This is a genomic window from Rhodopseudomonas sp. WA056 (assembly GCF_010906995.1).
Taxonomy (GTDB): domain Bacteria; phylum Pseudomonadota; class Alphaproteobacteria; order Rhizobiales; family Xanthobacteraceae; genus Rhodopseudomonas; species Rhodopseudomonas palustris_G.
This window is the reverse complement of sequence record NZ_QPFS01000038.1, coordinates 1-12378: the sequence shown is the minus strand read 5'-3', so window position 1 is coordinate 12378 and position 12378 is coordinate 1. Positions and strand designations below refer to the sequence as shown.

Below are 12378 nucleotides of genomic sequence, written 5' to 3'. Positions count from 1 at the left end.
ACCATGAGCGAAGAATACAAAGGACACTCTGGACATCCGCTGATCCTCAAGCAGGAAGGCGAGTACAAGAGCTATTCGGGTGAGCCGCTGATCCTGAAGCAGGAAGGCGAGTACAAGAGCTACTCCGGTACGCCGCTGATCCTCGAGCAGAAGGGCGAGTATCAGAGCTTCTCCGGTACGCCGCTGATCCTGAAAGACGAGGGCGAGTATCGGGGCTTCTCCGGTATGCCGCTGATCCTGAAGCAGGAAGGCGAGTACAAGTCGTACTCCGGCTATCCGCTGCTGCTCAACATCTGAGCCAGTCGGCCACACAGGTCCCATGACGCCGCGGGCAGCAATGCCCGCGGCGCCGTGCGTTTGAGTCGCAAGAAATTGCTGGGCAAAGCCGCCCGCAGCCGTCATTCTGTTTCCAACGACACAAGAAAAGTCGAGGAAACATGACCCACTCTGCTTCCGCCGCGCCCGGCCGCGACGGCGCTGCGGCGTCTGCGCCGTTCAGCGATCCCGCTCGCCGTTCCGATTGCGAACATGTCGATGTGCTGGTGGTCGGCGCCGGAATTTCCGGCATCGGCGCCGCCTACCACCTGACCACGCAGTGCCCCGACACCCGTTTCGTCGTGCTGGAGGCGCAGGACGGGTTCGGCGGCACCTGGCGCACCCACCGCTATCCCGGCATCCGCTCCGACAGTGATCTCTACACCTTCGGCTATCGCTTCAAGCCCTGGACCGGCAAGCCGATCGCCACCGCCGCCGAGATCCGCGACTATCTCGGCGAGGTGATCGCCGATCACGATCTCGCCCGCCACATCCGCTACCGTCACCGCATCGTTTCGGCGAGCTGGTCGAGCGAGGATGCGTGCTGGACGATCGAAGCGCTGCGCGGCGAGGCCGGCGAGACGGTGCGCTTCACCGCCAACTTCCTGTGGATGTGCCAGGGCTATTATCGCCACAGCGAAGGCTACACCCCGGAATGGCCGGGCATGGCCGAGTTCAAGGGACGGATCGTGCATCCACAGACCTGGCCCGACGATCTCGACGTCGCCGGCAAACGGGTGATCGTGATCGGTTCGGGGGCGACCGCGGCCACCCTGGTGCCGTCGATCGCGCCCACCGCGGCGCACGTCACCGTGCTGCAGCGCTCGCCGACCTATTTCATTCCCGGCCGCAACAAGATCGAGATCGCCGATACGCTGCGGGAACTCGGGGTGGCCGAGGATTGGATTCACGAGATCGTCCGTCGCAAGATCCTGTTCGATCAAGCGACCTTCACCCGCCGCTCGATGAGCGAGCCCGAGGTAGTGAAGCAGGAACTGCTCGCCGGCGTTCGCGCCCATCTCGGCCCCGATGCCGACCTCGATCCGCACTTCACGCCGAGCTACCGGCCGTGGCGGCAGCGTATCGCCTTCGTTCCCGATGGCGATCTGTTCAAGGCGATCGCATCGGGCAAGGCCTCGGTGGTCACCGACGAGATCGAGTGCTTCACCGAGACCGGTATGATGTTGAAGTCGGGCGAGGCGCTCGCAGCCGACATCGTCGTCACCGCCACCGGTTTCAATCTCAATGTGCTCGGCGACATCGCGTTCTCGGTCGACGGCGCGCCGCTGGATTTCGCCGAGACCGTCACCTATCGCGGCATGATGTTCACCGGCGTTCCGAACATGGCCTGGGTATTCGGCTATTTCCGCGCGAGCTGGACGCTGCGGGCCGATCTGGTCGCCGATTTCGTCTGCCGGCTGCTGAGCCACATGAGGGAGAACGCCTATCGCAGCGTGGTACCGGCGCTGCGTCCGGAGGATCGCGACATGGCGCTGTTGCCGTGGATCGACCCGGAGAACTTCAACCCCGGTTACCTGATGCGCGGCATGCACCTGTTGCCCAAGCGCGGCAATAAACCCGATTGGCAGCACAGCCAGGACTATTGGACGGAGAAGGACCAGTTTCCAGCGATCGATCTGACCGACCCGGCGTTCGTGTATGCGGCATGACGCCGCGCGCCGTTGTCACAAAACCTGCGTGGACGGCTGTCGCCAATTCGACAGCCGAATCGCCGGAACACGGCATGGTTAAGCGTTCGTGAGTTCCCCGGACGGCCAGTAAGCTGCGGCATTTGTTCGCGTATTTGCCGCCACACAGAGCTGTGAAGCCGGGAAAGGCCTGCGGGATCAGGCGGTTCCCTACTGTGTGACATTGCGCCGCCATCCCCCCATGTTGTGATGCACAAATTAGCGATTAACATCTGTTCACCAGTCGTCTCCACGATCGGGTCGGTTGTCGGCGCCTTGCTGTCGCCGATGGTCCGCGCCTTGCTTGATCGCGTTGAGGCGCACCACACGAGGTTTCAGATGCGGGGTATGACGAGGTTTGGGTTGACGGCGCTGGCGCTCGCCTGTTTGTCGCCGACGCTGGCCGGCTGCAACGAGCCGTCCGTCGCGAGCGCGTCATCTCCCGAGAAACCGGAAGTCAGCATCGTCACGATCAAGGCGCATCCGCGCTCGATCGTCCGCGAACTGCCGGGACGGATCGCTCCGGTCCGGGTCGCCGACGTGCGTCCGCGGGTGTCGGGAATCATCCTGCGACGGATGTTCCAGCAGGGCAGCGAGGTCAAGATCGGCGATCCGTTGTATCAGATCGATCCGCGGCCGTTCGAGGTCGAGTTGAAGGCCGCCGAGGCCGCGCTCGCCAAGGCGACCGCCGCGCGCGATCAGGCCGACATGCATGCCAAGCGCGTTTCGACGTTGGCGAACGAGCAGGCGGCGTCCCGCGCCGCCAGCGAGGTCGCCATCAGCAATTTGCGCCAGGCCGCCGCCGAGGTCGCGGTGCGTGAGGCCGAGGTCGCCCGCGCCAAGCTCAATCTCGAATACGCTACCATTCGGGCGCCGATCAGCGGCCGGATCGGCGCGGCGCTGGTCAGCGAAGGCGCGCTGGTGGTGCAGAACGACTCCACCAGCCTCGCCACCATCCAGCAGCTCGACCACGTCTATGCCGACTTTACCCAGCCGGTGTCGGAGATGGCGCGGCTGCGCCGTGCGTTCGATTCCGGCGAGCTTGACCAGATCGCCCCCGACGCGGTGCGCGCGCATCTCGTCCTCGACGACGGCACGCACTATCCGGAGCACGGCAAGTTGTTGTTCTCGGACGCCAAGGTCGACGCCTACACCGGCCAGGTGACGCTCCGCGCCGAGTTCGACAATCCGAAGCGGGATCTGTTGCCTGGCATGTATGTGCGGGTGCGGATCGAGCAGGGTATCGACGCCGATGCGATCGCGGTGCCGGAGCAGGCGGTGCAGCGCAACAGCGGCGGCGGTAGCGAGGTCTTCGTCGTCAAGCCCGACAACCGCGTCGCCGTGCAGGCGGTGCGGCTGGGACCGCAGCAGGACGGGCAATGGCTGGTGCTCGACGGTCTCAAGCCGGGCGAGCGTGTCGTGGTCGAAGGCTTTCAGAAGTTCGCCGCAGGCGACACGGTGACCCCGGTGAGCGTCGGCGACCGCCGGTCGGCGGCGGTGACGCCGGAGACCACGGGTTCCATCAACGCGGTGCGGTAGGCGCCGCGCATGCCCGCATTCTTCATCGACAGGCCGATCTTCGCCTGGGTCATCGCGCTGTTCATCTGCTTGATCGGCGCGATCTCGATTCCGTTTCTTCCGGTCGCGCAGTATCCGATCATCGCGCCGCCCTCGATCGCCATCGCGACTGCCTATCCGGGCGCGTCGCCGGAAAACCTCTACAACAGCGTCACCCGGCTGATCGAAGAAGAACTGAACGGCGCAAACGGCATCCTCAACTTCGAATCGACCTCCGACTCGCTCGGCCAAGTCGAGATCACCGCCAATTTCGTCCCAGGCACCGACACCGAGCTGGCCTCGGTCGACGTCCAGAACCGCATCAAGCGCATCGAATCCCGTCTGCCGAGGGCCGTGCTGCAGCAAGGCATTCTGGTCGAAGAAGCTTCCAGCGCGGTGCTGCAGATCATTACTTTGAGCTCGACCGACGGCTCGCTCGACGAAGTCGGCCTCGGCGACTTCATGATCCGCAACGTGCTCGGCGAGATCCGCCGCATTCCCGGCGTCGGACGTGCCACGCTGTACTCGACCGAGCGGGCACTGCGGATCTGGATCGATCCCGACAAGCTGGTCGGTTACAATCTTACCGCCGACGATGTCACCAAGGCGGTCGAGGCGCAGAACGCCCAAGTTGCTTCCGGCAGTATCGGCGCCGAGCCGTCGCCGAAGGACAAGAAGACGTCCACGCTGGTGCTGGTCAAGGGCCAGCTCTCCTCGGCGGACGAGTTCGGTGCGATCGTGCTGCGCGCCAATCCCGACGGGTCGACGGTGCGGCTGCGTGACGTCGCCCGGATCGAAATCGGCGGCTTTTCCTATCAGTTCAATACCCGCCTTAACGGCAAGCCGGTCGCCGGTCTGTCGGTGCTCTTGGCGCCGAGCGGCAACGCGCTGGCCACGGCGGGCGCAGTCGAGGCCAAGATGAAGGAGCTGTCGCGCTTCTTCCCGGCCAACATCAAATACGAGATCCCCTACAACATCACACCGGTGGTCGAGGCCTCGATCACCAAGGTTGTGCACACGCTGCTGGAGGCGGTGGCGCTGGTGTTCGTGGTGATGTTCCTGTTCCTGCAGAACATCCGCTACACCATCATCCCGACCATCGTGGTGCCGGTGGCGCTGCTCGGCACCTGCGCGTCGCTGTTGCTGTTCGGCTATTCGATCAACATGCTGTCGATGTTCGGCATGGTGCTGGCGATCGGCATTTTGGTCGACGACGCCATCGTGGTCGTCGAGAACGTCGAACGAATCATGTCCGAGGAAGGGCTGCCGCCGAAGGACGCGACCCGCAAGGCGATGTCGCAGATCACCTCGGCGATCATCGGCATCACCCTGGTGCTGATCGCCGTGTTCCTGCCGATGGCGTTCTTCCCGGGCTCGGTCGGCATCATCTATCGGCAGTTTTCGGTGACGATGGTGTCGGCGATCGCGTTCTCGGCGCTGATGGCGCTGACCTTGACGCCGGCGTTGTGTGCGACGCTGCTGAAGCCGGTGAACAAAGGCCATGCCCACGCAGAGCGCGGCGTGTTCGGCTGGTTCAACCGCACGCTGGACAACGTGCGCGAGCGTTATTCCAGCATCGTGCGCTGGAATCTCGGCCGCACCGGCCGGTTGATGGTGATCTATGCGGTGCTGGTCGCCGTGCTCGGCTGGGCGATGGTGCGGATGCCCGGCGGCTTTCTTCCGATCGACGACCAGGGCTTCGTTACGGTCGACGTGCAGACGCCGTCGGATTCCTCGTACAACCGCACCTACGACGTGGTGAAGCAGGTCGAGGACTATCTTCTGAAACGCGACGGGGTGGAGAACGTGACGTTCCTCACCGGCTTCAGCTTCCTCGGCCAGGGCATGAACGCCGCGCAGGCGTTCGTGACTTTGAAGGATTGGGGCGAGCGCGACGCCAAATCGTCGGCCGCGGCGATCGTCGACGACGCCAACCGAAAGCTCGGCGAGATCCGCGACGCCCGTGTGTCGGCGTTGCAGCCGCCGCCGGTCGACAACCTGGGCAATTCGTCGGGCTTCAGCTTCCGTCTGCAGGATCGCGGTCAGAAGGGCTACGACGCGCTGGTGAAAGCCAGCGAACAGCTCGTCGCCGCCGCCAACGCCAGCCCCGTGCTGCAAAAGGTCTATGTCGAAGGGCTGCCGCCGGCGCCGGTCCTCAATCTGGTGATCGACCGCGAGAAGGCCGGGGCTTTCGGTGTCACCTTCGAGGACATCAACAACACGGTCTCGACCAACTTGGGCTCGTCCTACGTCAACGATTTCCCCAACCGCGGCCGAATGCAGCGCGTGATCGTGCAGGCCGACGCCGCGGGGCGGATGAACGGTGACGACATTCTCGGCTACACGGTGAAGAACAGCCGCGGCCAGCTTGTGCCGTTCTCCTCGTTCGCGACGGTGGAGTGGTCCAAGGGGCCGACCCAGATCGTCGGGTTCAACTACTATCCGGCGATCCGCATCAGCGGCGAAGCGCGGCCCGGCTTCACCTCGGGCGACGCAATCGCCGAGATGGAACGGCTTGCCGGTCAGTTGCCGCGCGGCTTCGGTTACGATTGGACCGGCCAGTCGCTGCAGGAGAAGCTCTCCGGCTCGCAGGCCCCGATCATTCTGGCGCTGTCGGCGCTGGTGGTGTTCCTGGTGTTGGCGGCGCTGTACGAGAGCTGGACGATTCCGCTGTCGGTGCTGCTGACGGTGCCGCTCGGCATCGCGGGTGCGGTGATCGCGGCGTCGATGCGGTCGCTGCCGAACGACGTGTATTTCACCGTGGGTCTGATCACGATCATCGGTCTAGCCGCCAAGGACGCGATTCTGATCGTCGAGTTCGCCAAGGATCTCCGCAAAGAGGGCAAGAGCCTGCGCGACGCGACGATGGAGGCCTGCCATCTCCGGTTCCGACCGATCCTGATGACGGGCCTTGCGTTCTGCTCCGGCGTGCTGCCGATGGTGATCGCCAGCGGTGCGGGCGGCAAGAGTCAGCAGGCGCTCGGCACCGGTGTGATGGGCGGCATGATCGCGGTGGTGATTTTGGCGCTGCTCTTTGTCCCGGTGTTCTTCGTCGTAGTGCAGCGGCTGTTCGCAGGCGACCGCTCCGACGATCCGGTCGAGGAGACCCTGACCCATCGGGTTCCGATGCACGCGCAGTTGCCGCACGATCAGACCTGACCGGCGAAGCTTCCGGTTCTGATCGATCGGAACCCGCGTTTGATCTTTGACGCGTTCGCTTCACGCGAACGGTCTTTCTCCGTCGCCCGACAACGCGCCGGGAAGTTTTTCCAGCATCACTGCCGGATCCGGAACCAATCCGACTATCTCCGGTTGGTTGGCGACAGGTGAACAATCCACACGTCGACAACCGGAGATAATCATGGACGGAGATCAACCGATTAGCTGGCTGATGTTCTTCACGCTCGCTGCAGGCGTGGTGATCGTCGGACTGGCGTTCCTCAATTTCATTCGGTCCCGCTCGAATCGCGAGATCGCCGCCGATACGTTGGAAGGCAACGGTCCCGGACGCGGCGCCGCGCGCGACGGTGCGCTGCCGGAACTCGCCGGCATTGCGGTATTCGCGCTGATCGCGATGGGCCTGCTGGCGGCCGGCTTCTCCTACAAGCCGGGTGAGCAGGCGACCGCCCAGGTCAGTTCGCCCGCGGGCCAGGGCGGCACCACCGGAATGGCGCAGCCGGAAGGCATTCAGAACGAGCCGAAGCGCTATCAGCCGAACAATCCGGGCACCGACACGCGCGTCGCGCCGACCGCGTCCGACGCCGGGGTCGGAAACTCGCCGGGCTCGACCGGTACGGTGACGAAGTAATCGCCGGGAGTTCAAGCCGGGTACAAGTGGGAGGCCTCGGTCGAAAGACCGGGGCCTTTATTCATTGCCGGCTGCTCGGAGCTTGCCGCCAATGCGATCAATGAAATCGGCATTTGTTTCTCACCCGTCATTGTCCGGCATTGTGCCCGGCATCCAGGTCATGCAGCTGAAGCCGCAAGAAACGCCTGCAAACTAAACGAGCCACCATCGCGATTGGCTCGACGGCCTGTATTGCGGTCAGGCTCCGAGGAGCACGGCAAAGCCGGACGTCTCCAGCCGCTCGCGGTGCGCGCGGGACGGCGCTGCGCACTCCTCGCCATGAAGCTGTGCCGATATGACCGATAGTCAGCTAGCTGGTCCGATCCGCCGCGGTGCTTCGCACAAAAACGGGGGCCGCGGCCCCCGAGGTCATGTCTGATCGATTGCGCCGTCGCTCAGTGCGCGGCCTCGTAGGCGGCTTTCTGCTGCTCCATCAGCGCGATCTTTTCGCTGATCTTGGTGCGCTGGGTGGTGAGCGTCGACGCGATCGACGGCATGCCGGCGGTGGCCTTCAGCGCGTCGTCGTATTTCGACAGGTTTCTCTTCTCGCCGTCGATCAGGCCGGGCAGCACGCTGCCGTCGAGGCCGTCGAACAGCGACCGCACGCTCATGATGGTGCGATGAACCACGCTCATGAACGAGCCGGAATCGTCGGCGGTTTCGCCGGCGTTGATCAGCAGGCCGGCCAGTTCTTCGGCGTTGCCGTGATGCAGCGCGATCATGTCGCGGAACAGCGGCGTCATGCCTTGGCCTTCCGCGTCCTCCAGCGCTTCCTCGTAGCCGTTGCGGGCGTCGATTTCGCTGGTGTGCAGCGTCTTCAGATGGTCGATGATATCGGTGTCCACGTCAGCCTCCATGTTCGGTTGAGCGATGTGCGAGCGACAACGCCCGCGCACCTGCCGCGCGATAACCGGGATTAGGAAGCTCGGTTCCGGGCAGGAACCACGGCACGGAAAGTTGTTAGTTGTGGCGTTCGCCGTCTTGCGGCTCAAGCCCGTAGGGCTTCACCAGGGCCCAGACGTGGGGCGGTATCATGTTCTTCATTTTGTGTTTGTAGTGCCGCCGCAGATGCAGCACGGTCTCGACCGCCTTCATCTCGACCCGCGCCCGCGCAAACTCGATGCCGCGCGGTCCGACCTTCGGCATCAGCCAGCCCATCAACGGCCGCAACCAGTTCGGCATGCCGCGCACCGGCAGGCCGCCGGCGGCCAGCTCGGTATTCTTGAGGAAGCCCTTTACCGGCGCGACGCGATTGCCGGCGCTGGTGGGCTCGCTCAATTTCACCTCGTCGCCGAGCAGTCTCAGCAGTTCCTCGCCGCGCTCGTTGCGCACCAGCAGCCACTGCTCGCCGCGTCCCCCCATGTAGCCGACGGTGATGTCGGCGAGCGTGTTGGTGTAGTCGACGCAGGTGCGGCAGGTGATCGGGAAGAAGTCCGGCGGCAGCTTCGAGATCGGCAGCAGCAGGAACGGCACCCGCTTCACCTTGCCGTCGTCGAACCGCATCTCGACATGATAGTCGGCGCAGAATTCCAGATAGGTGATGGTCTCGGGCTTGTCGGACAAGAGATCCAGAAAGCCGTGAAACGCTTCGGTCGTGGTGTTGTCCGAGCACGGCGTGCCAATCACGTACAGCTTTTCGAGGCCGAGCTGATCCTGCAGCCGGCGCAACGCGTAGATTTGGCACGGCACCCCGATCACCGCGAGCCGCTTGTAGCCGGCGGCGATCGCCGGCTCCAGCAGCGCCAGCGACGGGGCGTAGCCCATCCGCATGCCGCGGCACTGCGCCATCCCTTCCGGCTTGGTCACCAGCACCGGCATCGGCTTCCATTTGTCGGACGGATCCGGCGCCATCGCGATCACCGCGTCGACCGCGCCGGTCTCCAGCAGCCGCTGCGCGATGGTGGTGGTGATGCCGGTCCACTGCGCGCCCTCGCGCCGCTGCTTCATCGCCGCCTGCAGCATCCGGCGATACGGTCCGAAGAACGCTTCGTCGCCGGAGCCACTGTCGCGGTTGCGGCCGTGCACCCGCCGTTCCATCGTCGGGTAGTCCGGCTTGATGAACTGGCAGGCCTGACCACACTGCTTCGGATCGCCCATCCGCGACACGCCGCAATCGGTGCACAGTTCGCGCTCCGCCGGCTGGTTCAGCGGCGGTGTCCACAGTGCAGGCGGGGGGCTACGATCGTGCATGGGCGCGTCTTCTAGGAACCGGCGGATGACGTCGCCATTCGCCTTAAGTTGCTCGTTCGATCAATAGAGCCAAAGCCGGGCGACCGATAGATCTGCGTCAAACTCGCGGCCGATCGCCACCAGCCCGACCCGCCGCAGCCGGCGCGGGTCGAACGGCATGTCGGTGCGGTGCGGCATGAGGGCCGCGAACGGAAACTCGGGCCCCTGCCAGCGCGGCGGCGCCTCGAACGGGTGGCGATAGGATTGCTGCGGCCGCAGCAGATCGGTGGTGCGAAGATGCAGGCCGTAGGCCTGGTCGTTGCCGAACAGTTCGGCGGCGATACCTTCGAAACCGCCGGCATCGAACGCGCCGCCGTCCGGCGACAGATCCATCGCAATCTGGATGAAGCCGCCATTGTTTTCGGTCGAGACCGCGCCGCGCATCCGGGCCGCCGTCCGGCCCTCGATCTCGGCAAGCTCCACAGTGCCCTGCGACACGCCACCCATCACCGTGTCGGTGATCACTCGCCAGTGTCGCTGTCCTGCCGCAGGCCACAGTTCGTGCTGCATCACCGGATCACCATCGGGAACGTCACCGCGATCGCCCACGCGAACAGCACCGCATTGGCCAGCGCACCGGGCAGCGGATGATTGGTCGCCTTGTAGGTCCAATTGCTGATCAGGCCGAAGGCAAGGAACAACAGCAGGATCGCCGGCACGATGATGATCAGGAAGAACAGCTTCTGCAGATTGAGCGTAACGGCTGCGGCGAGCGAAGCGAGGAAACAGAACTTCGCCAGCGCGTAGGCGCCGCGCTTGGCGCCCTGGCCATGAGCCATCCATTCTGCGGTGAGGAAATACGGGATCGTGCCGCAGGCGACCGCGGCGATCAGATGAATGCGCGGCTCGATCGGCATGAACGAGAACAGATAGCTGTCCAGCGCGACGCCGAAGCCGAGGATGTTGTAGGCGATTGCCGCCACTGCCGCGATCACCAGCGCCGCGATTGCGACCCGCGGATGGGCGGGATTTGGCAGGGCGTCCAGCGCGGCCAGTTCCTGCGCGTGAGGCCGCGTGGGATGCGCCGCGGTGCCGCGGCTGCGTAGCCGGATCAGCACCAGGATCGCGGCGGTCAGCAGGCCGTACAGCAGGAAGTGCAGCGTCAGATAGTCGCCGAGCAGGATGGTCAGGAAATCGGTCGGCGCCTTCCAGAGCAGCAGCGGTGTCAGCACCGCCGGCACGATCGCGGCGACCAGGAGTTGCTTCCAGCTCAGGCTGGCGCCCATCGGCACCGCGGCGGCGCGTGGCAGCAGCTTCGACAGCGGCCAGGCCAGCACGATCAGCCCGCCGAACAACAGCGCCAGCCAGCGCGGGCGCTGGTCGATCCAGCCGGAACCGGTGCGGCCGAACGCATCGTTCATCCAGTGCAGAGACTCCCGCATCGAGTCCTGGCTGTACAGCACGCCGATGTGCTCGACGCCCGAGGACAGCGCGAGGCGCCGCGCGGTGCCGTCGGCGAAACTGCCGTAGGTGCGGCCGGCGACGGCATTGCTGCCCGCGAATTGATTGACGATGCGCAGGCCCTCGTCCTTCAGCATCTGCGGCTCGAGCGCGCCGACGATCACCAGCAGATTGTGCGGCAGCGTCGCGGTCGATTTGCGGGTGAACACAGACACCGCGACCGTGGCGGCGATGTCCGGATGCGCCACCGCATAGGCCACCACGATGTCGGAAGCCATCGAGTGGCCGAGCACGGCGGCGCGGCCGTCGCTCTGCGGCAGCTTGTGGGCATAGTCGGTGACCCGGCCGAGTTCGTCGACCAGCACGCCGGTGATCCTGGTCGGCTCGTCGACGTCGCCCACCATCGTTACTGGATTGCGGCCGTGTCCGGTGAAGTCGAAGGTGACGGCGATGTAGCCGTTGCGCGCCAGCGTCTGCGCGAACGGCTGCATCAATTGCTGGGAGCCGGCGAAGCCGTGGGCGATCACCACCACGGGCGCCTTGGTGGCAGACGGCAGCCGGAACACGGTGACGGGCGTCTGCCCGACCGTCGCATGCGTGATGATCAGCCCGTCCTTGCCGAGCTGCAACTGCCACAGCGCCACCGCGATCGCAGCCAGCGCGGCGAGCGCGACGATGATCCGAAGCAGCTTCGGCCTGCGATGCGCGGCCATCAATCGACGTCCGGGATGTGCTTCTTGCGGATCCGCCGGATCGTCCACCAGATCGACAGCGCGGCGATCGGAACAAAACCCGCCGTCAGGAGATTCGGATCGATTTTCAGCCGGCCGGCCTCGGCGGCGCCCTTCACCATGTAGCCGAACAGGCCGACAACGTAGTAGGTGATCGCCGCGGTCGACAGCCCTTCGACCGTGGTCTGCAGCCGAAGCTGCAGCCGCGTCCGGGCGTTCATCGACTTCAGCAGTTCCTGATTCTGCTGTTCGAGTTCGACGTCGACCCGGGTGCGCAGCAGGTTGGCGGCGCGGGCGAGTTTGAGCGACAGGTCGGACTGGCGGGCCTCGGTGGTGGCGCAGGTGCGCATCGCCGGCTTCATCCGGCGGGCGAGGAACGACGACCAGGTCGGCAGTCCGCCCACCTTGCGTTCGCCGAGTGTCGCCAACCGGCCGTTCATGATTTCGTCATAGGCGCGGCTGGCTCCGAATCGATACAGGCTGGCAGCCGCACCGGCTTCGACCTCGGCTGCGAGCTCGGTCAGCTCCTGCAACAGCTTATTGTTGTTGGCGAGGTCGCCGCCCCCCCGCATCCCCGCGGTGACCTCCGCCAGGCGCCTCCCGCCCCCGG

Annotated in this window: 10 protein-coding genes; 5 read left to right on the top strand and 5 right to left on the bottom strand. The window is 65.1% G+C overall.

What is annotated here, in order from left to right; all coding sequences use genetic code 11:
- The first annotated feature begins 3 nt into the window (after positions 1-3).
- From DU475_RS10025 to DU475_RS10005, 5 genes are all read left to right on the top strand, one after another.
- Complete coding sequence (locus tag DU475_RS10025) at positions 4-297, top strand: hypothetical protein (protein WP_013503690.1); 294 nt, start codon at positions 4-6, stop codon at positions 295-297.
- A gap of 140 nt (positions 298-437) precedes the next feature.
- The gene (locus tag DU475_RS10020) at positions 438-1985 is read left to right on the top strand and encodes a flavin-containing monooxygenase (protein ID WP_205524313.1); all 1548 of its coding nucleotides are present in this window, start codon (positions 438-440) and stop codon (positions 1983-1985) included.
- 357 nt (positions 1986-2342) lie between these two features.
- Positions 2343-3542 (top strand): efflux RND transporter periplasmic adaptor subunit, encoded by a 1200-nt coding sequence (locus DU475_RS10015; RefSeq protein ID WP_164632028.1) that lies wholly within the window; start codon positions 2343-2345, stop codon positions 3540-3542.
- Positions 3543-3551: 9 nt separating this feature from the next.
- Complete coding sequence (locus DU475_RS10010) at positions 3552-6719, top strand: multidrug efflux RND transporter permease subunit (protein WP_164632027.1); 3168 nt, start codon at positions 3552-3554, stop codon at positions 6717-6719.
- Between the two features lie 202 nt (positions 6720-6921).
- Positions 6922-7368, top strand: a complete 447-nt coding sequence (locus tag DU475_RS10005; RefSeq protein ID WP_013503686.1) for a hypothetical protein — start codon at positions 6922-6924, stop codon at positions 7366-7368.
- A 434-nt stretch (positions 7369-7802) separates the two neighbouring features.
- Here the strand turns inward: DU475_RS10005 and DU475_RS10000 are convergent, their stop codons facing one another.
- The 5 genes from DU475_RS10000 to DU475_RS09980 all read right to left on the bottom strand — a co-directional run.
- Positions 7803-8252 carry a ferritin-like domain-containing protein gene (locus DU475_RS10000; RefSeq protein ID WP_013503685.1) on the bottom strand — a complete coding sequence of 150 codons (450 nt, stop codon included), beginning with the start codon at positions 8250-8252 and terminating at the stop codon, positions 7803-7805.
- Between the two features lie 115 nt (positions 8253-8367).
- The gene (locus tag DU475_RS09995; protein WP_164632025.1) at positions 8368-9597 is read right to left on the bottom strand and encodes a Coenzyme F420 hydrogenase/dehydrogenase, beta subunit C-terminal domain; all 1230 of its coding nucleotides are present in this window, start codon (positions 9595-9597) and stop codon (positions 8368-8370) included.
- A gap of 60 nt (positions 9598-9657) precedes the next feature.
- Positions 9658-10146, bottom strand: coding sequence for a CIA30 family protein (locus tag DU475_RS09990; RefSeq protein ID WP_164632023.1), 489 nt, complete (start codon positions 10144-10146; stop codon positions 9658-9660).
- On the bottom strand, positions 10146-11750 hold the full coding sequence (locus tag DU475_RS09985; protein WP_164632022.1) for an alpha/beta hydrolase family protein: 1605 nt from the start codon (positions 11748-11750) through the stop codon (positions 10146-10148). The genes DU475_RS09990 and DU475_RS09985 overlap by 1 nt, the downstream gene beginning before the upstream one ends.
- Positions 11750-12378: DUF3422 domain-containing protein (locus DU475_RS09980; protein WP_164632020.1), on the bottom strand; the 629-nt coding region annotated here is incomplete at its 5' end. The genes DU475_RS09980 and DU475_RS09985, both read right to left, overlap by 1 nt.